This window comes from Candidatus Polarisedimenticolia bacterium (genome assembly GCA_036004685.1).
In the GTDB taxonomy this organism is placed as follows: Bacteria; Acidobacteriota; Polarisedimenticolia; order Gp22-AA2; family AA152; genus DASYRE01.
The window spans coordinates 44,917-69,535 of the sequence record DASYRE010000032.1 but is presented as its reverse complement, the minus strand read 5'-3'; the positions used below and the strand labels follow the sequence as shown (position 1 = coordinate 69,535).

The window sequence follows — 24,619 nt, the reverse complement described above, 5'->3', positions numbered from 1 at the left end:
CGGAATTATAGCGCATTCGATCGCCGCATTCAGGACGGCCGGTACCGGCTATCCTATGGTAGTATGAGGACTTCTCACACATCGGCCGGTCTTTTCCCGGTCCACCTATCCAGTCCCGAGGCACCGTTTCATGCGAATCGCCCTGGCCCAGATCGCCCCCACCCTCGGCAACGTGGAAGCGAACCTCGGTCTGCACCACAAGGCGGCGGCGAAAGCCCGCGCCGGGGGCGCCGAGCTGGTCGTCTTCCCGGAGTTGAGTCTGACCGGTTACGTCCTCAAGGATCTCGTCCCCGAAGTCGCCCTCTCGTTGAAGCACTCGCCGGAGGTGCAAGAGCTTTGCCGGATGAGCCGGAAGATCGCCGTCTCGTTCGGAATGGTGGAGGAGGCGGAAGATCACCGTTTCTACAATTCGGCGGTCTTCGCGGCGGGAGGAAAGATCCTTCATTGCCATCGGAAGGTCTATCTTCCGACCTACGGAATGTTCGAGGAGGGGCGCGACTTCGCGGCCGGGGACAGCTTCGCCGCGTTCGACACTCCCCTGGGCCGGTTCGGGATCCTCATTTGCGAGGATGCCTGGCACCCTTCGGCCTCCTATCTGCTCACGCGGGACGGCGCCGACTATCTGCTGGTGCTCTCGAGCGGGCCGAGTCGGGGAGTCGGATCCGGGAAGGAGCTCGCGAGCATCACGAGCTGGGTAGACCTCTGCCGGGTCACGGCGAAGTTCCAAACCGTTTTCGTCCTCTACGTGAATCGCGTCGGGGTCGAGGACGGCTTGCATTTCAGCGGCGGCTCCTTCGTCGTCGATCCGTTCGGCGAGCTGATCGGGCGCGCTCCGGCCCTGCGGGAGAAGATCGGCTGCTTCACGCTCCCGCGCGGGACACTCCGCCGCGCCCGAACGCTCTATCCCCTTCTCCGTGACGAAAAGCCCGAAGTGGCCCTGCGGGGCCTGCACCGCCTTCTGGCCGCCGACGACCCGTCCGAGACTCCGGAGAGGGACCGGCGCCCCTCCATGCAAGCCGCGTCCTCCCCGGCAGGCCCGCGCCGGAGGCTGGGATGAGCGGCCGCCGCCGGGGCTTCAAAATCCTGCTCGCCTACCGGTGCCAGTACGGCGGGCGCCAGGACTTCTACACGCGGCAGATGCCGGTAGGCCTGGGCACCATCAACGCGCTGCTGCGCTCCCGGGGCTTCGACTCGAGGCTGGCCAACTTCAGCCGTTTCCGCTGGCAGGAAGTCCGCGATTCAATCCGCTCGTTCCGGCCCCGCGTCCTGGGAATCTCGATGTTCACTTTCAACCGGGGAGCCGCGGTCCGGCTTGCCCGGGAGGCGCGGCGAATCGATCCGGCGCTGTTCATCGTGGCGGGCGGACCTCATGCCACCCACCTCGCTGAACGCGTGCTTCTCCGGAACGCATGGATCGACGCGGTGGCGGTCGGGGAGGGGGAGGAAACGATGCTGGAGCTGGCCCGCGCCCTCGCGTCGGGGAAGGACCCCGCCGCCGTGCGCGGCCTCGTCCTCCGCGGCGGACGCGGGATTCTCCGGACTCCTTCCCGTCTGCCGGTGCCGGACCTGGACACCCTTCCCCATCCGGCCGGCGCTTACGAGAGCATCGGCGTGGACCGGTACGCGCAGCTGGAGTTCCTGATCACCTCGCGCGGCTGCCCGGCCCGCTGCACCTTCTGCTCGACTCCGGAGTTCTGGGGAACGCGCTTGAGGTTCCGGAGCGTGGAACACGTGCTGGACGAGCTGCGCACTCTGCAGAACCGCTTCGGCCACGTCACCGTCTCCTTCCGCGACGACACCTTCACGGTGGACAAGGCGCGGACCCTGGAGCTCTGCCGGAGGCTGATCGATTCGGGGTTGAACCTGCTCTGGGACTGCCAGTCCCGCGTCAACGCCGTCGACGAGGAGCGGCTGCTCTGGATGCGGCGCGCCGGCTGCCAGCATATCCAGTACGGAGTCGAGTCGGGCTCGGAAGCCGTCCTCCGGAAGCTGAACAAGGGAATCCAGCTCGATCAGGTCGTCAAGGCCTGCGAGCTGACGCGACGCGTTGGAATGGAACTTTCGATCTACCTCATCACCGGCGTCGCCGGGGAAACGCGCGAGGATTGCGCGGCCACGCTGCGCCTCATCCGCCGGGTCCGGCCTCACGATGGAATCGTCTCCCCTCTGGTCGTCTATCCGGGAACCGCCCTTTACGAGGAGGCCAAACGCCTCAAGGGATACGATGATTCGATCTGGGAGCGCTCGCGCATGGAGGGCCTGCTGGTGCGCGACGATCCGGAGAGCCTCCTCGCCTACCGGCAGGCGGAGGCGACGCTGAGGGAAGTGGCGGCCCTCAGCGCCTACCGTCTCGAGGAGCTGCGGGAGCACAAGAAGGCGGTGGGAGCGTATCCCGCTCCGCTGCTTTCCCTGGGCGAAGCGCTCGAGGAAAACGGAGACCGAGAGGCCGCCGCGGAAGAGTATTGCGAGATTCTCGCCGGCAACCCGCGCAGCCTGTGGGGGCATCTGCGTCTCGGAAACCTCCTGGAGGCCGCCGGCAAGCTCGACGCCGCCGCCGCGCATTACCGGAGCGCGGCGCGAGCCGTCCCCCGGTACCATCTGCCGCATTCCCTGCTGGGCTCCTCGCTCCGGAAGATGGGCCGGCCGGGCGAGGCGCGCTCGGAATACGCGAGGGCCCTGGAGCTTTATCCGCACGACCGCCTCGCCCGCCGGGGCCTGGGCCTGATTCGACGGGGCGGGCCCTCCTCTTCGATCCGGACCTACCGGAGAAAACCCAGCACCGGCCTCACCGCAAGCCCTCACTGGCCGGCGTTCCTGCAGCACCCCATTCCCGATGGCCAACCCCTCCGCCGCGCGAGCGAGCCTTGAGGCTCCATGCACCGCGCCCGTCCCATCGTCCTGCTTGCGGGTCCGGAAGACGAAGGTCGGCGGCTCGATCGCTTCATCCGCGAGCGCAGCCGCGTTTTTTCCAGGATCCGGGCGCGCGACCTCCTGGCGGCGGGGGGCGTGACGCTCAACGGGAAACGGGTGAAGGTTGCTTCGCGGCCGGTCCGGGCGGGCGATCGAGTGGAGGTCTTCCCTCTTCCTGAGGAGCGCCGCTCGGGCGCGCCGGAGGGCATGGCCCCCTTCCGCGTGGTTCACGAGGATCCGGCCGTCATCGTGGTCGACAAAGCTCCAGGAATCCTCGTCCAACCCACCTCTCAGGGAGACCGGGGAACGCTCCTCGATCTGCTCGCCCGGCATCTCAAAAAGCGGAATCCTGACCGGTCTCCGTATCTCGGGCTGCTCCACCGGATCGACCGCGAGACGTCGGGACTTCTTCTCTTTTCCCGCCGCGGATCCGCGAACCGGATCCTCGCGGAGCAGTTCCGAACTCACACGATTGCGCGCGAGTACCTCGCGCTGGTGCGCGGGACGCCGGCGGCCGCGACAGGGACGATTTCGGATCGATTGTCACGATCGGCCGCCGGCTCTCGCCGCGGCGCGGCCGGCGCGGGGGAAGGCGGGAAGGCGGCGGTGACGCACTACGCGACCGTCGAGCCCTTCGCGCGCGCCACGCTTCTTTCCATCACGCTCGAGACCGGACGAACCCATCAGATCCGCATCCATCTGTCCCACCGGGGGCACCCCGTGGTCGGGGACAAAGTCTACGGATCGGCCCACCGCCTCCCGCGCGAGCCTCTGCTGGACAGCTTCCCGCGCCAGGCGCTCCATGCGAGCCGGCTGGGATTCACCCATCCGCTCACCGGCGCATGGCTGCATTTTCACGCGCCCCTGCCCGAAGATTTCGATCGGCTGCTGCGGGCTCTCCGAAAAGAGAGCGGCGGGGTCGAATCAACCCCCGGAAGCGGCGACGACTGAGTTCGAAAGGGTGCCGATTCCCTGGATCGTCACTTCGACGATGTCGCCCGGAAGGAGGGGACCGATTCCCGAGGGCGTTCCGGTGGCGATGAGGTCGCCGGGGAAGAGGGTCATCACCCGGGAGATGAACGCCACCAGGTGCGCCGGGGGGAAGACCATCTCCCGGGTCCTGGACGATTGTCGCACCTGGCCGTTCACGCTGGCGGTGATCGCCAGGTCGAGCGGATCGAGGTCGGTTTCAATCCATGGGCCGAAGGGCGCGAACGTATCGAATCCCTTTGCGCGGGCGAACTGGACGTCACGGTCCTGCAGCTCACGGGCCGTCACGTCGTTGAAGCAAGTGTACCCGAGGATGAAAAGCCCGGACTCGCCTTCGGCGAGATGGCGGGCGGTCCGCCCGATCACCACGGCCATCTCGGCTTCATGATCGACGCGTCCCACCCCGGAGGGGAGGACGATCCGGCCTCGCGGGGCCAGCGCCGCGGAGGGGGGCTTGAGGAAGATGAGAGGCTCCGCCGGAAGCGCTTTGCCGCGTTCCCGCGCGTGCTCCCGATAGTTCACACCGACCGCCACGATCTTTCCGGGCCGGCAGGGCGGCAGCATCTCGGTCCCGATCACCGGGACCGGGGGTGACAACTCGCGACGATCTTCCAGCGCGTCGGCCGGGAAGGGATGCAGCCAGTCCCCCTCAAGCCTGCCGCAGACCGGTTTGCCCTCGACCATGAACCGGGCGATTCGCACTCCCGACCTCCGCCGTCGGACGGATTGTAACCCAGCGGGGAGCGGTTCCCGCCGGCACGGGATGGGAAATCAGTCGCGTTCGAAGATGAAAAACGAGGGGGGCGTGGAATTGAACAGGCCGGAACCCCTGCCCTGGACGACGCCGGCCAGAGAGTATCCCTTGCGGCTCCAGGTCCCGAGAACCTCCTCGATTTGTTGAACTCCTTTTCCGTCGAGCCTGTCCCCCTCCACGCGGACGACCCGGTACTCCCGCTTTCGGGAAGTCGGCGCGGCGGAGGGGCTCTTCTCGGGCGGCGTTGCAGCCGGAGTCTTTTCGAAGGACCCTTGAATCGGCGTCCCTTCGAGAGCAGGCGGAGCCGCTGTCGTTTCCGGCGCGGCTTGCGTCGGACTCTTGTCGGGGGCGAGCGCCGCGGCCGGGATGAGGGGCATTTTCAGGACGACCGTGTTCGCGCCGGGATCGGCATCGGAGCGGGGACCCGGCGCGACGCGCGACCTGAAGTCGGCTCCGGCAACCGAATCCTTGGGGGGATCCGTCGCCGACAAGGCCTCCCGCGTGGTGGCGTTCGAAATGAGGGAGGAGGTCTTCGGTGGCGGCGGTTCTTGCCCCTTGGCCGGGGCCTGGCCCGGCAGGACGACGCCCAGAACTCGAAAAGCGAAGAACAGCTGATAGACGAGCAGCGTCGTGAGGTTGGACTGCCGTGCCGCCTCCTCCATCGTCCGCTCCCCCGAGGCGAGGAGCTCGAGCAGCGACTCCTCTTCCTTGCCCAGATGAGCCTCTTTGAGGAGCTCGCGGAAGTTCGAAGAGAGACGGTAGGGGATCTGCGTCTCTCCCGCGCCTTTCTTGACGACCGACCATTTCTGGACTCGCCGGAGTCCAGAAAGGAAGATCTCGGCGGTCGAAATCCGCAGGGCGATGACCTCGCCGGAAGGGAAAGGGCCTGCCTCGAAACGGTACTTTCCGTCCCCCCAGGAGAAGAGGGAGTAGATGATCTCCTTGACTTGCTCGAGCACCCAGCGGGGAAGCTCCGCGGCGGGCAGGAACCCGAGCTCCACCAGGATCGTCCCGAGTCTCTTTCCGGGACGGACTTTGGCCGAAGCCTCATCCAGCTGCTCCCGCGTCACGGCTCCGCGGGTGAGGAGAAGCTCTCCCAGGCGATCGTCCGGATCCTTCGAGGCGGCGAAGACGATCCTCCCCTTCTCGAGATATACCGATTTCTCTCCGCCCGGCCCCTGGGCGGTCAGAACTCCCGTCTGCGCGCCGCCGCAAAGAGACGCCAGAACCTCACAACAGTTTGTATCTACAAGACTTCCTTGAGGCTGGAGAGGTGTCGTCATGGGTCTCCGGCTCGCGCGGGCGGCCGCCGTCGGATCGACGGGGCCAATATAGGCCCCGCCGAGGGGTTGTCAACGAGGGGCGCGGGCGATCGGCGGAGCGGCGGGGCTGGTGCACGGCGGTTGCCGGCCTCCGGGCGCAGGACGAAGTGGCATGGACTCGATGGGGCGGGCGAAAACAGCGGGAGCGCTGGAGGAGGACAAGGTCTTCCGAAGGCTTCGAGATTTCACGGCGGGTGCAGGAGCTGACGCCGCAGTGGGAACCGAGGCGCCGACTCTTTATTATTAATTACTTGGCTCGTTCGAGATACTTCCCCTCGGTGGTGTCCACCCGGATGACTTCTCCTTCGGCGATGAACTGGGGCACCTGAACGACGAGGCCCGTCTCAAGCGTCGCCGGCTTGCCCGAATTCGTTGCGGTGGCGCTCTTCAGGCCGGGCTCGGTCGTGACGACGCGCAGGTCGACCGTGAGGGGCATCTCGGTCCCGACGGGATTCCCGTCGTAGAACTCCATCTTCAGCTTGATGTTTGGAATCAGGTAATAGACGTTGTCGCCCAAGGCCTCGTCACTGAGCGTGAACTGCTCGTACGATTCGGTATTCATGAAATGGTAGTCACGTCCCTCCTTGTAGAGGAACTCGACCTCGTGCTGCTCGAGACTCGCTCTTTCCACCCGATCCTCAGAGCGGAAGCGATACTCGAGACTGTTCCCGGTCTTGAGGTTTCGGAGCTTGACCTGCACCATCCCCCGCCAGTTCCCCGGGGTGATGTGCTGCACCTTCATGACCCGGCAGAGGTTCCCCTCGTGCATGATGGCCATGCCGGTGCGCAGCTGTGTTGCGGGGATCATCCGGTCCCACCTCCCATGTTCGGTGAACGTTTGAGGAGCCGCAATTATAGCAATGACGGGTTTTCCGGCGCAATGGGTTTGTTGACAGTGCGCCGGGCCGACGCCTAGACTCTTCACCCGTGAGCCGCCCGTCGATCCTCAGAAAACCGCTCCGTCTTTCGATCAACCCGGAGCTCACGGAGGCGCTCCTCGTGGACTTCATCCGCCGCGAGACGCTTCGGACGGGGCTCCGCCGCGCCGTAGTGGGCGCCTCCGGCGGGATCGATTCCGCCGTCGTGCTCGCCCTGGCGGTGAGGGCTCTCGGCCCGCGATCGGTCCTGGCGGCTCTTCTCCCTTATCGGACCAGCTCTCCGTCCAGCCTGAGGGACGCTCGCGCCTTCATCCGCCGGCTCCGCTGCCCCTCGGTGGAATCGGCGATCACGCCGCTGGTCGACGCCTACTTCGATTCCCGCCCGGACGCCGGCCGTCTCCGCCGAGGGAACATGATGGCCCGCCAGCGAATGGCCGTCCTATACGATCTTTCGGCCGATCGGCGCGCCCTGGTCCTGGGAACCAGCAACAAGACGGAGCTTCTTCTCGGATACGGCACCATCCATGGCGACCTCGCCAGCGCCCTCAACCCGGTGGGCGACCTCTACAAGACACAGCTGCGCCAGCTGGCCCGGCACCTGCGAATCCCTTCCCGCATCCTGTCCAAGCACCCCAGCGCCGACCTGTACCCAGGCCAGACCGACGAAAAGGAGCTCGGGTTCACCTACGCGCGCCTGGACCGGCTCCTCTATCTCCTCGTCGACCTCCGAGGCGGCCGTGAGGAAGCCGTGCGATGCGGTTTTCCTCGCCCGATGGTGGACGACGTCCTGCGCCGAATCCGGACTTCGCAATACAAGCGGGTCATGCCGTTGATCGCCAAGGTCTCGGATCGCACCGTCGGAGTCGATTTCCGCTATCCCAGAGACTGGGGAATCTGAGCCTTGGAGGATCCCGGTGCCTTTAGGAACGCTCTACCTCGTCGCCACCCCGATCGGGAATCTCGAGGACATCACGCTGCGCGCCCTGAGAATCCTCCGGGACGTGCCCCTGATCGCCTGCGAGGACACGCGCCAGACGCGGAAGCTGCTGAACCATCATTCCCTCCGCACCCGCACCGTCCCCTTCCATCGGTTCAACGAGGCCCGGACGGTTCCCGCGTTGCTCCAGAAACTGCGATCGGGACAGGACGTGGCCCTGGTCACCGACGGCGGCACCCCGTCGGTGTCGGATCCCGGCGTCAGCCTGGCGCGCGCCGCCCGTGAAGCCGGGATACGTGTCGTTCCGGTTCCGGGTCCTTCGGCCCCCCTCGCCGCTCTCGTGGCGTCGGGGCTGCCGGCGGAGCGCTTTTCCTTCTTCGGATTCCTGCCGCATCGAAGCGGCGAGCGACGGCGCCTGCTGGAGTCTCTCCGGGGTCGCCAAGAGACCCTGATCTTCTTCGATTCGCCGCGCCGGGTGGGGTCGAGCTTGAAGGAGATGACCGAGATCTTCGGAGATCGCCCGGCGTCGATCGGCCGGGAGATGACCAAGATCCACGAGGAGTTCCTCGCGGGGAGCCTGGGCGATCTGGCGGAGCGGCTAAGGCAATCCGCCGTCCGCGGGGAAGTCACCGTCGTGGTTGGAGGCGCTCCCTCCCCGCGGCCGCGTCACGCGCCGGTCGAGGTCCTCCGCGGCGAGGTCTCCCGGGAAATGAAGAAGGAAGGCTCCAGCCGGCGTGATGCGATCCGAGCGGTGGCCCTGCGGCTCGGCGTTCCCCGGCGCGAGGTCTACCGGGCGTTTCGGGAAGGGGCCTGTCAGGACGACGAATCGGAGTAGGGGGGCGAAGGATAGGGGAAATCTATCCCGCGGCTTCCTTCGCGGTGTGCTCGTACCGGAGGCAGCACATCAGTCGCCCGCACATCCCCGAGATCTTCGAAGGATTCAGGCTCAGGTTCTGATCCTTGGCCATCCGGATCGAGACGGGCGCGAACTCCTTGAGAAAGCTCGAGCAGCACAGGTTCCGCCCGCAGGGACCGTAGCCGCCCTTCACTCCGGCTTCGTCGCGCACGCCGATCTGCCGCATCTCGATGCGCGTGTGGAAGCGCTGCGCGAGATCCTTCACGAGCTCTCGGAAATCGACGCGTCCCTCGGCGGTGAAATGGAAAGTGACCTTGCGCCCGTCGAGGCTCTGATCCGCGACCACCAGCTTCATGGCGAGGCTCCGTTCCGCCACGCGCTCCCGGCAATAAGCCAGCGCTTCTTTTTCGCGCAGCGAGTTCCTCCGGAACAAGTCGGCATCCTGCGTGGTCGCCCGGCGGCGCACGCGCTTCATGCATCCCACCCCGCAGCCGCCGCGGATTCGGCTCGTGGCCTCCGCCACCGTGCCGTATTTCTCGCCGTCGTCGCTCTCGACCACCACGGCCTCGTCGAGCTCCAGCTCGAATCCGTCGGAATTGAAATGCTCGACCTTGCCAAGATTATGGAATTTCACGCCGGCGACGCTGACTTCGCGCGCCTGGCCGACCGTGCATCCGCCGCACCCACCGGCCGTCTCGTGATCATTTTGCATCGCCGCTGCCTCCTGGTGGACCGGGGATTGCGCCCCCGCGGCCGTCTCCGCCCGTTCGGTGGCCCGCCCGACGGCTTTCATTCTTGTCCACCGCACCGGGGGTGTCAAGGCAGGCGTGGCGGGCGGAATCCTTTTGGGCTAGGCTAGATTCCCCGACACGGCGCTTCCGCGAGCGACGCAGACGGGCCGGAAAGGACGTCATGGCCGACAAGGAAGACGTGAAGGTTCTGTCCACCAACCGCCAAGCCTTCCACGAATATTTCATCGAGGACAAAGTGGAGGCCGGGATCGTTCTGGTCGGAACGGAGGTCAAGTCGCTTCGCCAGGGACGCGCCAACCTCAAGGAAAGCTACGCGCTGGTTCGTCACAACGAGATCTGGCTCCTGAACTGCCACATCTCCCCCTACAGCCACGGGAACCTGAACAATCACGACCCGCTTCGGGAGCGCAAGCTGCTTCTGCACCGGGAAGAGATCCGGAGGCTGGACCGCCGGCGAAAGCACGCCACGCTGACGCTCGTGCCGCTTCGCCTTTACCTCAGGAAAGGAAAGGTCAAGGTGGAGCTGGCCCTGGCGCGCGGCAAGAAGCTCTACGACAAGCGCGAGGCGATCAAGCGGAGGGATCTGGATCGCGAGAGTCGACGGGAGTGAGGGACGGAAGGTCGGGCCGGCTCCCGCGGATCGAGACCAGCATCTCCTGCACGAGCCGGCGGACCTCGTTGAGATCGAAAGGCTTCTGGAGGTAGGGGCTGCCGGATTTCTCCAGGAAGCCCTGCGTGTCCTGGCTCGCTACGTCTCCCGTCGTGAAGATGATGCGGCTCAGGAGCGCCGAATTCATCTCTTTCATCTGCTCGAACAGCTCCTGTCCGCTCATTCCCGGCATCCTCAAGTCCGAGATGATCACGTCGAACGGCTGTTGCTGGAGCTTTCTCAACGCCAACCGGCCGTTCAGGGCGGTTTCGATCTGGTGACCGTCGAGCCGGAGCACGTCATAGAGGATATCGACGATGGACGCCTCGTCGTCCACGACCAGGATCCGGGCCGTCGCGCCGGAACTCGTCGCCGCGTTTCCGGGGGGGGCCGGGGCCGACGGCTCGAGAGGCCGGATCGGGGCTCCGTCGCCTTGCACGGGGAGCACGATGTGGAAGATCGTTCCGGATCCCGTGCGGCTCTCCGCCCAGATCCGGCCCCGGTGCTCCTGGATGACCCCGTAGCAGATCGAAAGACCCAGCCCGGTCCCCTGCCCGACCTCCTTCGTGGTGAAGAAGGGATCGAAGATCCGGTTGAGATGATGGGGGGGGATGCCCAGGCCGGTGTCCGCGATCTCCAGATGGATGGAGGCGGGATCCGCCCAGGTCCGGACCGTGAGGACGGCTTCGCGCTCGGTCTCGTTCATGGCTTGCTGGGCGTTGTGAACGATGTTCATGATCACCTGCTGAAGCTGGCCCGAGTCGGCCATCGTCATGGGGAGCCGGGCGTTCAGCTCTCTCACGACGCGGACGTTGTCGACGCGGAACTGGTAGTCCTTGAGCTCCAGGACGCTCTCGACGATCCCGTTGAGATCGATGAGCCGCTTCTGCGGCTTGTTCTTCCGGGCGAAGATGAGGAGGTTCTGGACGATGCGCTTGCAGCGATCCGCTTCGGACTCGATCTTCTCGAGACCCCTCTTCACGTCGTCCGGGACCTCCATGCGAAGAAGCAGCTGGGAATAGCCGAGGACCCCGGCGAGCGGGTTGTTGAGCTCGTGGGCGACGCCCGAGACCAGCTGCCCCACCACCGACATCTTCTCGGCCTGCACCAGCTGGCCCTGCGCCTCCTCCAGCTCCTGAGTCCTCTCTCTTACCTTTTCCTCGAGCATCTGGTTCGTCCGCTCGAGTTCCTGGCGTGAGTTCTGGAGCTTCAACGTCATCTGGTTGAAGCTCCTCGCCAGCTCCCCGATCTCGTCGTGGGAGTTCACATGAAGCATCGTGTCGAGGTCTCCCTGAGCGATGCGACGCGTCGCCGCGACCAGCTGCTTCACCGGCTCCACGATGATCCTCACGAGCAGGACGGTGAGGGTGATCCCGATGGCGATGACCACCAGCGTGGCGAGGCCCAGAGCCTTCTCCAGCTTGCCGATCTCATAGCTTCTCAGCCGCGTGCTCAGGCCGACGAGCACCCGTCCGATCTTCTCGCGGCGTTTCCCGGGGCCGGAGGCCGTTTCGGGCAGGAATCCGATCTCCTCCCCGACGGAGCCGCCCTTGCGGGTCAGCACGGGGAACGAAGCAAGGTACACCTCTTCGTCGTCGTGCAGTGGGTCACGGAAGCGGTGGACTTCCAGGGTCGCCTCTTTCGGGGTCGCCGGAGCCTCGGAGGGCATTTCCTCCAGCAGGCTCGGAAGATCGGGAGCCCGAAAACCTTCCGCCGCGTCCGCATACAGAGGCTTGTCCGACTCGTCCAGGATCACCACGAACGCCACGTCGCTCTCCTGAAGCACCGCCGCGGCGAGGTTCGCGAGAGTCTCGTGATTCCGGGTGTAGACGCCGAGCTCCACGTTGGCCGCCAGATTGCGCGCCAGGATGATTCCCTTCTGAGAGAGCTTCTCCTGGCTGTCCCGCACCTCGCGGACGAGGAAGATCCAACCGAGCGCCATCGAGGTGGTGATCAGGAGGGCCGAGACGAGGAAGATGAACTTTCCCTTCAATCCCCGGTTGAACTTCATCAGATTCTCGAGCGCCGGCATCGACAAGGCTCGACCCCTTACTCCGTGAACGTGACTTCGGATTCCGAGCGGACTTGCGAAGAGATGTCCAGATGGATGGCGCGTGCCGTGTTGAGGTTCAGGTACAGCGATACGTGGCGCGGATACACCACCGGAATCTCGGCCGGAGATTTTCCTTTCAGGACCTCGATCGCGACCTCTCCCGACTGCGTCCCCACGTCGGTGTAATCGCAGGAAAATGAGATCAGCGCCCCCGCCTTCACGAAGGAAGGCGAGAGCCCGACGAACGGAATCCCGTCCCGGATGGTGAGCAGCAGGATGGCGTCGACGCTGCGGGGGGTGAAGACCGTGCTGTCGGCCACCGACCAGAGCGCGTCGACCCGTCCTTTGAGCCCCTCGACTTCCCTCACGACCTGGGCCTCGGAAGTGACCGGGATCTCGACGAGGGTCAACCCTCCCGCGGACGCCGCGCTCCTGGCGGCCTGGATCGTTGCGCCGGTGACCCTCGGGTTGTAAATCACGCCGACCCGTCTCAGCTCCGGGATGACCTGCTTCATCCTCGCGAATTGCGTTCCGATCGGAACGTCCATGGCGGCTCCGGTGACGTTCGACGGACGCTGCCGGAACAGGATCTCGGAGTCGCCGGTCATCAAAACGAGGGAGAAGACGACGGGAATGTTCGCGATCCGCCGGCTGACCGACCGGGTCGCCTGGGTTCCGATCGTCACGATGAGGTCGGGCGGAGATTTCTGGAGCGCCTGGAGGAAGGCCGTCTCGCCCGGCTCATCCTGCGGGAAATCGATTTCCTGGAGGCTGATGCTTGGATTCCAGGCGAGGAGAGCTTTCCGGAGTCCCGACAGGGCTTGGTTGTACGGAGCGAGATCCCGGCTCTTGATGATCGCGACGCGATATGTCTGGCCGACCGCCATCGGGGGCTGGAGCAGGGGGGCGAGCAGAAGCGTCGCCAGCAGGCCTGTCAAGACTCTTCGATGCAAGCTGCCATTCATATTTTACCTATACAAATTCCCAGACTAAATATATGCATGATTTTGGCTTGTTCAACCTAGGATCTGCCGTCTTATTCGGCCCCCCGCCAGCCTTGGAGAAATGACCAAGCTTGGACGAATCGAATTATTAAATATTCATATTTGTCTTGACGCTACTTTATTCAGGACTATGTATATATGCGTATTGTTGCGGGAGCGGCAAAGAGGTTGCCGAGCAGAACAGTTTCTTAGGGGTGGAAGAAGCGATGATTCCAAACGGCCGAACAGCGCGAATCCTCCTGATCGCCTTTCTCCTTGGGGGACTCTGGTCGGGCGAATCCCTGCTCAGATCCCAGGCCAACGTCACGGCCTCGATCGGGGGCTACGTTCTCGACGATTCGGGGAACTTCATCCCGGGGGCAAGCATCATCCTCCTGAGTCCCGCCCTGAACACGCGCCGGGAGATGATCAGCAGCAGCGAGGGACGCTTCCTGTTTGCCGCGCTTCCGGTGGGGACCTACACGCTCCGGGTCCACATCATCGGCTACCCCCCGTACGAGATGCAGGAGATCAAGCTGAACCCGGCGGAGAATCGCGTCTTCGACGTGACCCTGCAGCACGGTCTCCAGGAGAAGGTGATCGTGGTCGCGGAGAAGAGCCTCCTCGACACCGCCGTGACTTCGGACAAGAACGTGCTGGACGCCGGCTACATCAACAATCTTCCGCTCATCGCGCGGCGATACCAACAGATCCTGACGCTCTTTCCGGGCGTGGGGAACGACGAGGGCTTCACCCTCGCCCAGTATCACATCCGCGGCAGCCGCGTCACCCAGAACGGCTTCCGGCTGGACGGCGCCAGCATCAACGATCAGGTCACCGGAACGTTCGGCCTCAACGTCAACCAGAATTCGATCGAGCGCTTCGAGCTGGATCGAGGCGGCTTCCAGGCGGAGTATGGCGAACAGACCGGGGGCATCGCCAACATCATCACGAAGTCGGGCACCAACGACTTCCAGTTCTTCTATTCGGGCTTCGTTCGGATGGACGACTTCGGGAGCGACATTCCCAACTACGACCAGGTGGTGGCCGCCGGGGATTCGGACGGCATCACGTCCAACAACAACAATCCGCGGCCCGAGACCCAGCAATGGCAGGAGTTTTCAGCGGGGGGGCCGATCGTCAAGGACAAGGCCTGGTACTTCACTTCGTTCCAGTACTGGCAGGAGGACATCGGATCGATCTTCAACGACAGCGTCCGTCAGGGGGATCGGTTCAATTTCCAATTCAAGACGACCTGGCAGATCAATCCCGACAACACGCTGATCTTCAACCTGGCCACCGATCCCGCGCGGTTCAAGAACTCGATCACCGATGCGCGGTATGCGGACGGCACGAACTACAATCAGACCCAGGGGGGATTTTTCTTCCAGGCGCGCGACACCCACATCTTCAGCGCCAAGGCCTTCCTCGAGAGCCAGCTTTACTTCCATCACCAGTACCTAACGGCCCGCCCCGTCGATCCTTCCCTGGGGGCGTTCGTCATCGGTCTGTCGGACGGCGACGCTTCCGACGGCATCGGCGGGACGAGCACGGCTCAGTCTTTCTCCGGGGCCTATCCCAACGACCAGGACCGGAGCACGCTGCGCAGCCGTGTGAGCGAGGCGGTGACCTTCAAGGCGGCGAAGAGCCACACGATCAAGACGGGCCTCGACTACAGCTTCCTGGATTTCACGGGAATCAACCGCAGCCGTCCGACCTACCTGGACATCACCGATTACGACCCGAACTTCGAGACGGGCGGCCCGTACTACGGGTACCGGGAATTCATCAAATACGACTACCTGGCGCCGGAAAAGACCAACCGGAAGGATCGTGAGGCCGCCGTCTTCGCCCAGGACACCTGGACACCCGACGGCCGCTGGACGGTGGACACGGGCCTGCGCATGGACTACCAGTCCTTCGTGGGAGACAAGAACCTGGCGCCCCGAGTCGGCGTTTCCTGGGATCCGAAGGGCAAGGGGCGGACCAAGATCTACGGCAACTGGGGCAGGTTCTACGATAACGTCTTCACCGATTTCGTGGACTTCGCCCGCTCGGATGGCTACCAGACGACGTACGTGATCGCCGACGACGTCAACAATCCCGGCTACTACTACCAGTCGGCGCCGGTTTACGTCTACGACTACGTCATCGACGGCCCCCTGAAGTCCCCGCACCGCGACTCCTACACCCTGGGAGTGGAACAGGCCTTGCCGTGGGATCTTTCGATCGGGCTGTCCCACACGCGCTGGCGCGGCAAGGATCAGCTGCGCACGACGCTCACGACCGACCTCACCGGCCTGAACGTCGACCCCGCCGCGACCGGGGCCGTGGTGTTCGACAGCAAAGGGTCCTCGCGTTACCGGGGGACCGAGCTGGTCGTCCGGAAAGCCTTCAGTCACAACTTCGAGATGCTCGCTTCCTACACCCGCTCGCGGGTGGAGGGGGACACCGCCGAAGACTTCGGGTTCGAGAAGCGCCAGGACGCCCGCTCGCTGGACTTCACCCGGCTGCGCTACGATCGCCCCGACATCTTGAATCTCTCCGCCTTCTGGCGGCTTCCCGCCAGCCTCGATCTGACGGTCATCAACCGCTATCAATCCGGGGCTCTCTTCAGCCCCACGGTCTTCGTTTCCGGCACCGGCATCGTCATCGATTCCGCGCAGGGCAAGAACTCCCGCCGGCAGCCTCCGCTGAGAAGCCTCGACCTCTCGTTGAGCCGGAGCTTCACGGCCGGTCGCGGCCAAATCCGGATCACCGGCCAGGTCTTCAACCTCCTGAACAACCTCAACGTCACCACCGTGGACACTTTCGGCTCGTCGGCGGGCCGGCCCGTGGACGTCGATTTTGGGAGGATCTTCCAGGCTGGAGTGGAAGTCCGCTTCTAGCGCGGACCTTCAAAAGCTACTCGATGGCGAACTCGGCAGGGCTGCTGGCCGAGGCGTGGAGCTTGCGGGGGATCCGCCCGGCCTCGAACGCGAGACGGCCCGCCTCCACCGCCCGGCGCATCGCGGCGGCCATCTTGACCGGATCCCGGGCTCCCGCAATCCCCGTGTTCATCAGCACTCCGTCGCATCCGAGCTCCATCGCCACGGCCGCGTCCGATGCGGTGCCGACGCCCGCGTCCACGATCACCGGGATGTCGCGAATCTCCTCCCGCAGAAGGCGCAAGTTGTTCGGGTTTTGAATCCCGAGGCCCGAGCCGATGGGAGCGCCGAGCGGCATGATGGCCGAGGCGCCCGCGTCGCGCAGCTTCCGCGCCGTCACCAGATCGTCCGTGGTGTAGGGAAGAACGGTGAATCCCTCGTTCACCAGGGTTCGCGTGGCGTCGAGAAGCTCTTCGAGGTCCGGAAACAGCGTCTTCGGGTCTCCGATGACCTCCAGCTTCACGAGGGACGACATCCCCGCCTCCCGGGCGAGTCGCGCCGTCCGCACCGCCTCCAGGGCGGTCCGGCAACCCGCGGTGTTGGGGAGCAGCGTGTGGCGGTCGGGATCGATGAAATCCAGGAGCGAGCCTTTCCCGCGCCCCTGGAGGTCGACGCGCCGGACGGCCACGGTGACGATTTGGGCGCCGGAGGCTTCCAGCGCGTCACGCATCACCGCGGGGCTCGCGTACTTGCCCGTCCCGATGATCAGCCGCGATCGGTAGGAAACTCCCGCGATGGTCAGCGGACCGGGCCGATGAGGGTCCGCCCCCTCGGGTGCCGTCATTCAACCTCCGCCCACGAAACGCACGATCTCCACCCGGTCCCCCTCCTCGAGCTTGACCTGCGGGTAGCGATGGCGAGGCACAACTTCCCGGTTGCGCTCGACGGCAACCCGTAACGGGGGCAGCTCGAGGCTGCCCAGAAGCGCCGCGATCGTCGCCCCTTCGGACACCGCGGTCTCGCGGCCGTTCAGGACGATCTTCATCGCGAATCGGAACCCGGCTTGCGCACGAGGAACTTCAACTCCACCAGCTCGCCGTCGCGCAAAGCCTGAAGCACCAGCGCCGCGTTTCCCTCCTCCATCCTCGGGACGGTCACGTCCATGCGCAGAATTCCCTTCTCGTCCGTCGCCCCTTCCGCCAGGACGGAGGGCTTGTCCAGGGTGGTGATCATCCGGAGGACCACCCGCGTCCCCTTCACGGGCATCGACGAGAGCTCGCCCCGCGCCCTCACCACCACTTCGTGCGCCTTCCCCTCGGTGAAATCGGCGGGAGATTCCAGGACTACCTGCAAGGCTTCGGTGGCCAGCTCCGAGCCCAGATACTCCAGGACCACCTCCTCGAATCCTCGATCCGAGATGATGCCGGCGCCGAACGGCTTCACACCTTCGGGATCCAGCCTCCCCTGCCGCACGTTCATGATCATCCGGTGATGCTGGGACTCGAGTTTCTCCGCGATGCGGCTCGCGTCCGTTCCGTCCCGCAGGAGGTCCGAATAAGGAGTCCTGTGCGAGGCGAGGATTTCACCCCCCACATAGATCAAGGATTCGATGACGGGATTCGACGCACCCTTGTCCTCGGTCTGGATGTGGTAGATCCGGCCGTTGTATTCGACGTCGGTGTTGAAGCCGGTAATCATGGCGCGAGCTTCCCGGGGCGCGATAGAATATCACACCGCTCCGCCCCCCTCCAAGGCCTCAGGGCCGTCCCGGCGCGTCCGCCAGCGCCAACCCCTTCTTCGCGGCGGCGGTCACGCGTCCTCCTAGTCTCATCCGCCGGGCCGCCTCGAAATAGGCCTTCGCCGTGCTCCTTCGTCCTTCGAGAAGCTCGATGAACCCTAGATAGACGTAGCTCCAGCCCGCGAACCGCGGGTCATAGGCATCCTGCCCGAGGGATCGGCCGATCTCCTGCCGGGCCCGCGGGAGGTCTCCCGCGAGGAAGTAGGTGCGGCCGAGGAAGAAGCGGGAATGCCGCTCCTCCGGCGAATCGGAGCGCGCCTTCAGCGAGGGATCGTATAGGTCGAGATCGTCCAGCGGACCGCCTCGGCCCCTTTCCCCGGGCGGCCGCTCTCCTCCCGGACGGAACATCCCCGGCGTCGACAGCACGACCCCTTTCTCGAGCTCGCGCTCCGCGCGATCGGCGAGCGTCTTGTAGAGCGCGGGATCGAGCGGCGTCGTCGCGGGATGGAGCTCGTTGGACAGGTTGGCCCTTTCGACCCAGTAATCGTGGTGCTTGAGATAGACGTCCGACAGGGCGAAATGGGCCGCGGCGTCGTCCGGATTGGCCGCCAGGACGGCCTTCAGCTTCTTCTCGGCCGCATCCCAGTCGAAATTCTGGAGATCGGCCTTCGCTTCGAAGCGCAGCTGTTCCTCCACCGCCTTCCGGTTCGGAGAGAGACTGAGATTCTCGAGCCAGAGATCGGCCACCAGCCTCGGTGCCTCCGGCCCGCCCGCGACCGCGGGATCGCGCAGCTCGAGAGCCGCCGCCGAGCGCCGGCCGCGCAGCGCTTCGGCGCGGCCCAAGGTCACGTGGGCCCATGCGAGGATTTCCGGATCCCGGCTGGACTCGAGCGCGGCCTTCGCCTCCCGGATGGCGGTCTCGGTATCGCCCGCGCGGAACGCGATGCGCGCCAGGAGGAGCCGCGCCGCGCTCAGATGGGGAGCGATGCGCAGGGCGCTCTCGAGCTCGGCCTGCGCCTCGCGGTCCCGCCGGTCCCGGAACAGCACCGTGCCGAGTTCCAGGAGCTTTCCCGCCTCCGAGGGAAATTCCCCGGGCGATCGCGGCGACCTTGCGACGCCGCTCCCCGGCGCCGGCTCCCCCGGCGAGGCGTTCCACGAACGCGCCCACCTCCTCTGCGCTTTTTCAAGGGACTCGCCGAGAAGAGAATGAAACTGGCCCACCGGGTCCCGGGCGGAGGAATTGAGATAGAGCTGTTTGAGATCTCCGATTCTTCCTTCCGAAATCAGGAAATGCAGGAAGGATGCCGCCGGAAGAGTCTGCTGAGAATCAGGGTCGAGTGAGTTCCCGTCCATCGCCGCGAGCCGGTCCAAATCGGGGAATCGTCCGGTCGAGGCGAGCCGCGCGCCGTATTCCTCGAGCGGTCGACCCTCGAATTCCGGAGACGCCGCCAGGGCGAGCGCCAGCCGCAACCCCGGGGAGCCCCGGCCGCCGAGGTCCTGCCGGAGCTTGAGGGTCACGATTTGATAGGGGGCGGTCTCTTCCTTCACGAACACCCGATGGACCGACCCCGTCTCCTCATTGAGATGCACGGGGCTTCCGAGCCCCGTTTCCCGCGCCTTGTCGTCGGCGGACGCGTAGAGATAGATCTCGATTCTGCGGGTGCCGCGAGGCAGGCGAAGGGTCCGGCTCATTTCTTCCACTTGACGGCTCTCCCGCAATGCGAGAGCCTCGACTTCCGATCGTGGCGTTCGCGACGGATCGTAGCGATACCTCAGCGTGCCGATCTCAAAATCCTCCCAGCCGCGATACTCGGCGGTCACGGTGGGCCGCCGCCCCGGAGCCCAGGAATCACATCGGGGCTTTTCGAAAAAGCCGCTCTCCAGCGGCTTGCGACCTCGGAAGAGCGCGTAATCCGACTCGCCGAAGGGCAGATGGGTAACCCGCCGAAGAGACTCCTCGCTGAACCCCAGCACGCACAGAACGTATTTCCCGGGGAAGTAGGGGCTGGGAAGGATCGCGATCAGCAGGAGATCGGATCCGGTGTACAGGCGATCGCCGATTCCGACCGATTCGGGCTCGACCCTGATCTTGACCCGGCGAAGGACTTCCCCGATGAGGGGATTCGAGGAAGGAGTTCCGACCAGGATCAGGTTCTGCTTGAGGGCGAGGCGGCCCCCGACCGCCCCCGCGAGACGGGAGTAGGGCCTTTTCCAGATTTCGGATCGCACCCAATTCCATTCCTGAACCCCCGCCCACCGGCGGATGAACTTCTCGAAGTCGGCGGAACCCTGCTGGGCATCGCCGTAGATCAGGGAGACCCAGGCGGGAGTCTGGCTCGGACCGGCGTTCAGACTCGGAAGGCGGCGCGACCAATCCCGGACCACCTTCGGCCAGAAATCGCCCGCCGGCCCGGTCAGATCGCAAGCGGCCGGCTCGCCCCCTCGCGCGCGAGCCGCCGCCGGGGCGGCGGCCAGAAGAGCGAGCACGACGACGGTGATTCTCACGTCACCGCTCCAGGAGAATGACCAGCCCCCGGCCATCCTCGACCTTGAGAACCCCGCCATTGGAGCTCACCCAGAGCCGGAGTCCGAGATCCGGGATCGAGCAGCGGAAGGAGGAGATGGGAACGGAGAACACCTCAATCGTCTCCCGGGCCTCGACCGTCAGGCTGGCGGCGACCCGCCGTGGGACGGGTGGGGACGGCCGGAACGGTTCCAGGTGATAGTCGAAGCGGGGGGAGCCGGCCGGGAGCAGAACGTCGATGCTTCGCGTATCGCCTACTCTCCAGGTGTTGCCCACGAACAGCCGCTCCCAATGGACCATGGAGAGCGGATCGACCAGCATCACCCCCGCCGTCGGCGGCAGGGGGATTTCCCGGCTCTCCCCGCCGGCATCCCAGGTCATGCGCCGTCGCGTTCCCGCGAGCTCGAGATTCAAGACCGTCCTTCGCGCCGGATCCGCAGTCCGCGAATAGGTCGAATAGCCGGCCCGGTCCTGGAGCACCCCCTCGACTCGATAGCTTTCCGGAACGTTCCCCTTGGCATACCGAATGGTCGAGAAAAAAGTGAGGAAGCCTCGCTGCCCCAGCGCTCGCAGGTCCAGAGCGAGGGTCTGGCTGAACTTCAGCCTCCGGCCGGCTCGATCCCCCTGCAGCTCCAGTAGGCGGATGGTCTCCCGCCCGAAAGGGACGCGGTCGAAGAGAAGCGTGTAGGAGCGGACCTCTCCGATTCTCCAAGACTGCTCCTCGACGAAGATGAAGTCGCTTCCTTCGAGCCGCTCCTGAGCCCGGGGGACGGAGCCGGCCGGAGGAAGAAGGAGGATCAGCGCGAAAAAGAGGGTGCGGCGGTGGGCTCGCCGGGCGCCGGGGAACGGTGGGAAGATGCCCATATGCCTGTCCGGTCGAAGTGACGGGCGAACGCCTGAACCTGAGAGGATGCTAGCACGGGGCCGGAGACGATCGAGCGGGATTCGCAGAAGGCTGCTGATTTCGAGCCGCGCCGAGGGGGAGGCCGGCCCGGGCGGAGGGAAGCGTCAGCTCAGACCATACTCCTTGATCTTGCGCTGCAGGGTCCGAACTCCGATCTGCAGCGTTCTCGCCGTCCGGGTGCGGTTGCCGTCCATTCGTCCGAGCGTCTTCCGGATCAGCTCCTTCTCCATTTGCCGCAAGGTCACCCCCGCCTCGATCCGGGGAACCGTTTCCTCCGCTCCCCGATCGGTCCGGAAGGCCGAGGACAGATCCTCCGCGTCGATGCGGGATCCGGGCACCGTGACGACGAGGCTCTCCAGAAAGTTCTTGAGCTCACGCACGTTTCCCGGCCAGGAATGATCCTGCAAGGCGAGGATCACCTCCGGAGAAAGCGCCTTGGTGGCGACGTCGTTGGATCGGCAGAGCGATTCCATGAACATCCGCGCCAAGTCCGGTATGTCCATGCGCCGATCCCTCAAGGGCGGCACGCTCAGCGTGATGACCTTCAGCCGGAAATAAAGATCCTCGCGGAACAATCCCCTCTCCAGCTTCTCTTGAAGATCGGCGTTCGTCGCGGCCAGCACCCGGACATCGACCCGGATGTTGCGTCCCCCGCCCAACCGCATGAACTCGCGCTCTTCCAGAATGCGGAGAAGCTTGACCTGGGTCTTGAGGTTCATTTCGCCGATCTCGTCCAGGAGAATGGTCCCGCCGTCCGCGATCTCGAATTTCCCCTTCGCCCGGCCGACGGCGCCGGTGAAGGCGCCCCGCTCGTGTCCGAACAGCTCGCTTTCGATCAGCTCCTCCGGAATGGCGGCGCAGTTGATGGCCAGGAAAGGGCGCGAGCGTCTCGGGCTGTTGAAGTGGATCGCCTTGGCCACCAGCTCCTTGCCGACTCCGCTCTCGCCCAGGATCAGGACGTTGCTCGCGGCGGGAGCGACCTGCGCGATTCTCTGCACCAGCGCCTTCATGGCCGGCGACTCGGCGACGAAGCTTTGGAGTCCGTATCTCTGAGTCAGCGCCTTTTGGAGTTGGGCCAGTCGATCGTCCAGCTCCCGACGCTCCAGGATCCGCCCGACGCGACTCCGGAGCTCGTAGGGATCGAGGGGCTTCGTCAAATAGTCTTCCGCCCCGTCTTTGAGAGCTTTGACCGCGGAGTCGACTTGAGAGAGGGGCGCCAGGACGAGGACGGCGGCCGTGGGATTGGCGGCGCGCATCCGAACGAGGCTGTCCTTCGCTGCGCGGCCGGCGGTTCCCAGCGCGGCGATGACCATGTCGAAGTCTCGCCGGGCCATCAAAGCGAGAGCTCGCCCGAGCGTCAGCACCGCCGTGACTTGATACCCCGCTTTCCCGAGGCTGCGCGAAATCGAAGCGCCGGATTCTTCATCCGGATCCATCACGAGGATGCGCAGATTCTCGGTGTTCATGCGGACTCGATTATAGCTTTCCGGACCTTTCCGGCGCAATCCGACTCGGCTATTTTGGCCGACTCGCCCGACAGGCAAGTCGGCCATTCTGACCGAGTGACGCTTTTTCCAAGGTGAGGCTTCCGGGGGGCATCTCCGCCCGGCTGAACGTTTATTCTCTTTTGAAACAATCGCTTACAACCATAAAACGGACGCTCTTCGCGGGCCGGATGACGCCGGCCGCGGGGTGGCAGGTGAATTGCTGCAAGATATCTTAATGACCGCAGGGAGGTGCGATGAAAAAGAGAGGCTCGAAGCGCAGCGCGGGAACGCCGTCCGTCGTTGAATTCGCGTACGACAACACCGATTATCAGATCGACACGCTGAGGCGGAAGGTCTATCGGCGCTGGGTCGAGGTCGAAAGCGCGAGGACTTACCTAATCATGAGCGCTTGGTCGTCGCAAAACGCGAAGAAGGCGATCTAACAGAACCGGTTCCGCTTGCCTGTCAGCCTCCGGGCTGTTCCCCGAGCGGCCATCTCCGTCGCGGCCGGAACCGGTCGGCGTCGAGATGCCTACGTTCGAGCGAGGCGGCGCTTCTTCCTGTGAAGCGATCCGCTTCACGCCACGGCGCCTCCTCCGATCTCCGGCTCGTCGCTGTGATCAGATAGGAACTTTGGCTCCGAGCGGACCACCCGGTTCCGGCCCATCTCCTTGGCCCGGTAAAGCGCTTCATCGGCCGCCCCCACCAGCTCCATCTGCTGCCGGCCATCTTCCGGAAAGGTGGCGATTCCCCCGCTCAGAGTGACCTTCCGGATCGGGTTTCCTTCGTCATCCTGAAAGACCTGGCTCTCGAGAGCTTCGCGCACTTTCTCGGCGGCTTTCAGCGCGCCATCCTTCGGCGTGTCGGGGAGGATGACGAGAAACTCCTCTCCACCCCACCGGGCGGCGAAATCGGTGTCCCGGACGGTCTTGCGGAGTACGTCGGCGGTCCCTTGGAGGACCCGATCGCCGGTCAGATGACCGTAGTTGTCGTTGAGCTTCTTGAAGTGATCGAGATCGAAGATGAAGAGCGACACGGGACGATGCTGCGTCTCCGCCTTGTGAATCTCCCCGCCGAGGAGCTCCTTGAGATAGCGCTTGTTGATCAACCCCGTGAGCCCGTCGGAATTGGCCTTTTTCTTCTGATCCTCCATCAGGGCATGGTTCAGGAGCGCGATGCCGCCGAGATCGCCGATCGTGACCAGGAGGCGTTTCTCGAATTTAGGATGGCGCGTGATCCCGCCGACCGAGATCACTCCCTGGACCGCCCCGTTGTAGGCCAGCATCGGCGCGCAGAGATCCACCTTGAACCGGAAATGGGCCGGGGCGTCCAGGACGGCCCCTCCTCCCGTCCTCATCTCCCGGACGAAGTCCTCCTGATCCATCACCATGCGTTGCTGGGCGACCCAGCCGACCTTTCCCTCGCCGACGCGAATCTCCCTCGATTGATTCGGGCTCTTCGTGATGCCCTTCGTCTCCTTGAGGATCAGGCTGCCCGGGTTCTTGCGATCGGTGAGAAAGATCAGGATCTGGTTCGGCAGGAAAATCTTGTCGACAATCTCCAGAAGCCGGCGCGGCAGCAGGGAACGGTCGAGGCGCCCGTCCATCTCCTTGGTGAAATCGGTCAGGATCTGGAAGAACTCCGAGAAGACCTGATTCTCCTGCTCCAGTCTCGCGTTCGTCTTTTGCGATTCCCGATAGACGTCAAGATCCACGAAAGTGCCGGCTTCCGTGGTGATCGACCGCCGGTTCGCCGGACTCGTCTTGCCGATCCTTCCGACGAGGAGTCCGAGAAAAAAGGCGACGCCGCCCAGCAGCGCGAGCGGCCACACGGAGACTTCCTGCAAGATGGAGAGCACGTCCGACATCGTCCCCGCCTGAATGGTGTTCCGGCCGGGCGCGGGCCCGACGCCGGCAGCGTCCAGGACTCCGACACCCATCGAGCAAGAACCGGGCCACGACACCGGGTCGAGCCCTCGACCTCTCGCGGCGCTTTCCCTCGACGAGAGTGAATCG

Annotated in this window: 21 protein-coding genes; 8 read left to right on the top strand and 13 right to left on the bottom strand. The window is 64.9% G+C overall.

Annotated features, from left to right (window positions below; translation table 11 throughout):
* Nucleotides 1-130: 130 nt before the first annotated feature.
* The 3 genes from VGR67_08480 to VGR67_08470 are packed head-to-tail and all read left to right on the top strand — an operon-like array spanning nucleotide 131 to nucleotide 3,861.
* Nucleotides 131-1,057, top strand: a complete 927-nt coding sequence (locus tag VGR67_08480; GenBank protein HEV8336435.1) for a nitrilase-related carbon-nitrogen hydrolase — start codon at nucleotides 131-133, stop codon at nucleotides 1,055-1,057.
* Nucleotides 1,054-2,868: a radical SAM protein gene (locus VGR67_08475; GenBank protein HEV8336434.1), complete on the top strand. Its 1,815-nt coding sequence runs from the start codon at nucleotides 1,054-1,056 to the stop codon at nucleotides 2,866-2,868. The genes VGR67_08480 and VGR67_08475 overlap by 4 nt, the downstream gene beginning before the upstream one ends.
* A 6-nt stretch (nucleotides 2,869-2,874) precedes the next feature.
* On the top strand, nucleotides 2,875-3,861 hold the full coding sequence (locus tag VGR67_08470) for an RluA family pseudouridine synthase (GenBank protein HEV8336433.1): 987 nt from the start codon (nucleotides 2,875-2,877) through the stop codon (nucleotides 3,859-3,861).
* Here the strand turns inward: VGR67_08470 and VGR67_08465 are convergent.
* From VGR67_08465 to efp, 3 genes are all read right to left on the bottom strand, one after another.
* On the bottom strand, nucleotides 3,835-4,602 hold the full coding sequence (locus VGR67_08465) for a fumarylacetoacetate hydrolase family protein (GenBank protein HEV8336432.1): 768 nt from the start codon (nucleotides 4,600-4,602) through the stop codon (nucleotides 3,835-3,837). The two genes, VGR67_08470 and VGR67_08465, sit on opposite strands and share 27 nt — an antisense overlap.
* A 69-nt stretch (nucleotides 4,603-4,671) precedes the next feature.
* Nucleotides 4,672-5,937: a DUF4388 domain-containing protein gene (locus VGR67_08460; GenBank protein ID HEV8336431.1), complete on the bottom strand. Its 1,266-nt coding sequence runs from the start codon at nucleotides 5,935-5,937 to the stop codon at nucleotides 4,672-4,674.
* Between the two features lie 286 nt (nucleotides 5,938-6,223).
* The gene (gene efp / locus VGR67_08455) at nucleotides 6,224-6,784 is read right to left on the bottom strand and encodes an elongation factor P (GenBank protein ID HEV8336430.1); all 561 of its coding nucleotides are present in this window, start codon (nucleotides 6,782-6,784) and stop codon (nucleotides 6,224-6,226) included.
* Between the two features lie 119 nt (nucleotides 6,785-6,903).
* Here efp and VGR67_08450 point away from each other — a divergent pair, with 119 nt between their 5' ends.
* Both VGR67_08450 and rsmI read left to right on the top strand, forming a co-directional pair.
* Entirely contained in the window at nucleotides 6,904-7,752 is an 849-nt protein-coding gene (locus VGR67_08450; protein HEV8336429.1) for an NAD+ synthase, read from the top strand.
* Between the two features lie 16 nt (nucleotides 7,753-7,768).
* Nucleotides 7,769-8,626: a 16S rRNA (cytidine(1402)-2'-O)-methyltransferase gene (gene rsmI, locus VGR67_08445; GenBank protein ID HEV8336428.1), complete on the top strand. Its 858-nt coding sequence runs from the start codon at nucleotides 7,769-7,771 to the stop codon at nucleotides 8,624-8,626.
* A 22-nt stretch (nucleotides 8,627-8,648) separates the two neighbouring features.
* Here rsmI and ricT read toward each other — a convergent pair whose 3' ends face one another.
* On the bottom strand, nucleotides 8,649-9,359 hold the full coding sequence (gene ricT / locus VGR67_08440) for a regulatory iron-sulfur-containing complex subunit RicT (GenBank protein ID HEV8336427.1): 711 nt from the start codon (nucleotides 9,357-9,359) through the stop codon (nucleotides 8,649-8,651).
* Between the two features lie 200 nt (nucleotides 9,360-9,559).
* Between ricT and smpB the strand changes: the two genes are divergently transcribed.
* Entirely contained in the window at nucleotides 9,560-10,009 is a 450-nt protein-coding gene (smpB, locus tag VGR67_08435) for an SsrA-binding protein SmpB (protein HEV8336426.1), read from the top strand.
* Here smpB and VGR67_08430 read toward each other — a convergent pair.
* Nucleotides 9,969-12,059 carry an ATP-binding protein gene (locus VGR67_08430; protein HEV8336425.1) on the bottom strand — a complete coding sequence of 697 codons (2,091 nt, stop codon included), beginning with the start codon at nucleotides 12,057-12,059 and terminating at the stop codon, nucleotides 9,969-9,971. The genes smpB and VGR67_08430 overlap by 41 nt on opposite strands.
* 38 nt (nucleotides 12,060-12,097) lie before the next feature.
* The gene (locus VGR67_08425; GenBank protein ID HEV8336424.1) at nucleotides 12,098-13,054 is read right to left on the bottom strand and encodes an ABC transporter substrate-binding protein; all 957 of its coding nucleotides are present in this window, start codon (nucleotides 13,052-13,054) and stop codon (nucleotides 12,098-12,100) included.
* 257 nt (nucleotides 13,055-13,311) lie between these two features.
* Between VGR67_08425 and VGR67_08420 the strand changes: the two genes are divergently transcribed.
* Nucleotides 13,312-15,972 (top strand): TonB-dependent receptor, encoded by a 2,661-nt coding sequence (locus VGR67_08420; GenBank protein HEV8336423.1) that lies wholly within the window; start codon nucleotides 13,312-13,314, stop codon nucleotides 15,970-15,972.
* A 16-nt stretch (nucleotides 15,973-15,988) separates the two neighbouring features.
* Here VGR67_08420 and VGR67_08415 read toward each other — a convergent pair whose 3' ends face one another.
* From VGR67_08415 to VGR67_08390, 6 genes are all read right to left on the bottom strand, one after another.
* On the bottom strand, nucleotides 15,989-16,795 hold the full coding sequence (locus VGR67_08415) for a thiazole synthase (protein HEV8336422.1): 807 nt from the start codon (nucleotides 16,793-16,795) through the stop codon (nucleotides 15,989-15,991).
* Entirely contained in the window at nucleotides 16,796-16,996 is a 201-nt protein-coding gene (gene thiS / locus VGR67_08410; protein ID HEV8336421.1) for a sulfur carrier protein ThiS, read from the bottom strand.
* Complete coding sequence (locus VGR67_08405; protein HEV8336420.1) at nucleotides 16,993-17,649, bottom strand: hypothetical protein; 657 nt, start codon at nucleotides 17,647-17,649, stop codon at nucleotides 16,993-16,995. The genes thiS and VGR67_08405 overlap by 4 nt, the downstream gene beginning before the upstream one ends.
* Nucleotides 17,650-17,707: 58 nt before the next feature.
* A complete protein-coding gene (locus VGR67_08400; protein HEV8336419.1) occupies nucleotides 17,708-20,194 on the bottom strand; it encodes a tetratricopeptide repeat protein in 2,487 nt (828 codons plus the stop codon).
* 1 nt (nucleotide 20,195) lies between these two features.
* Nucleotides 20,196-21,077 (bottom strand): hypothetical protein, encoded by an 882-nt coding sequence (locus VGR67_08395; protein HEV8336418.1) that lies wholly within the window; start codon nucleotides 21,075-21,077, stop codon nucleotides 20,196-20,198.
* 144 nt (nucleotides 21,078-21,221) lie between these two features.
* Nucleotides 21,222-22,583 carry a sigma-54 dependent transcriptional regulator gene (locus VGR67_08390; GenBank protein ID HEV8336417.1) on the bottom strand — a complete coding sequence of 454 codons (1,362 nt, stop codon included), beginning with the start codon at nucleotides 22,581-22,583 and terminating at the stop codon, nucleotides 21,222-21,224.
* A gap of 275 nt (nucleotides 22,584-22,858) precedes the next feature.
* Here VGR67_08390 and VGR67_08385 point away from each other — a divergent pair, with 275 nt between their 5' ends.
* Nucleotides 22,859-23,047, top strand: a complete 189-nt coding sequence (locus tag VGR67_08385) for a hypothetical protein (GenBank protein HEV8336416.1) — start codon at nucleotides 22,859-22,861, stop codon at nucleotides 23,045-23,047.
* Nucleotides 23,048-23,181: 134 nt separating this feature from the next.
* Here VGR67_08385 and VGR67_08380 read toward each other — a convergent pair whose 3' ends face one another.
* Nucleotides 23,182-24,543 carry a sensor domain-containing diguanylate cyclase gene (locus VGR67_08380; protein HEV8336415.1) on the bottom strand — a complete coding sequence of 454 codons (1,362 nt, stop codon included), beginning with the start codon at nucleotides 24,541-24,543 and terminating at the stop codon, nucleotides 23,182-23,184.
* Nucleotides 24,544-24,619 lie beyond the last annotated feature (76 nt).

Bases quoted from the DNA above. Each gene is read 5' to 3' on its own strand.
- VGR67_08480 (HEV8336435.1), top strand. From the start codon at position 131: ATGCGAATCGCCCTGGCCCAGATCGCCCCCACCCTCGGCAACGTGGAA.
- VGR67_08475 (HEV8336434.1), top strand. From the start codon at position 1,054: ATGAGCGGCCGCCGCCGGGGCTTCAAAATCCTGCTCGCCTACCGGTGC.
- VGR67_08470 (HEV8336433.1), top strand. From the start codon at position 2,875: ATGCACCGCGCCCGTCCCATCGTCCTGCTTGCGGGTCCGGAAGACGAA.
- VGR67_08460 (HEV8336431.1), bottom strand. From the start codon at position 5,937: ATGACGACACCTCTCCAGCCTCAAGGAAGTCTTGTAGATACAAACTGT.
- efp (HEV8336430.1), bottom strand. From the start codon at position 6,784: ATGATCCCCGCAACACAGCTGCGCACCGGCATGGCCATCATGCACGAG.
- ricT (HEV8336427.1), bottom strand. From the start codon at position 9,359: ATGCAAAATGATCACGAGACGGCCGGTGGGTGCGGCGGATGCACGGTC.
- smpB (HEV8336426.1), top strand. From the start codon at position 9,560: ATGGCCGACAAGGAAGACGTGAAGGTTCTGTCCACCAACCGCCAAGCC.
- VGR67_08430 (HEV8336425.1), bottom strand. From the start codon at position 12,059: ATGAAGTTCAACCGGGGATTGAAGGGAAAGTTCATCTTCCTCGTCTCG.
- VGR67_08420 (HEV8336423.1), top strand. From the start codon at position 13,312: ATGATTCCAAACGGCCGAACAGCGCGAATCCTCCTGATCGCCTTTCTC.
- VGR67_08415 (HEV8336422.1), bottom strand. From the start codon at position 16,795: ATGACGGCACCCGAGGGGGCGGACCCTCATCGGCCCGGTCCGCTGACC.
- thiS (HEV8336421.1), bottom strand. From the start codon at position 16,996: ATGAAGATCGTCCTGAACGGCCGCGAGACCGCGGTGTCCGAAGGGGCG.
- VGR67_08405 (HEV8336420.1), bottom strand. From the start codon at position 17,649: ATGATTACCGGCTTCAACACCGACGTCGAATACAACGGCCGGATCTAC.
- VGR67_08395 (HEV8336418.1), bottom strand. From the start codon at position 21,077: ATGGGCATCTTCCCACCGTTCCCCGGCGCCCGGCGAGCCCACCGCCGC.
- VGR67_08390 (HEV8336417.1), bottom strand. From the start codon at position 22,583: ATGAACACCGAGAATCTGCGCATCCTCGTGATGGATCCGGATGAAGAA.
- VGR67_08385 (HEV8336416.1), top strand. From the start codon at position 22,859: ATGAAAAAGAGAGGCTCGAAGCGCAGCGCGGGAACGCCGTCCGTCGTT.
- VGR67_08380 (HEV8336415.1), bottom strand. From the start codon at position 24,543: ATGGGTGTCGGAGTCCTGGACGCTGCCGGCGTCGGGCCCGCGCCCGGC.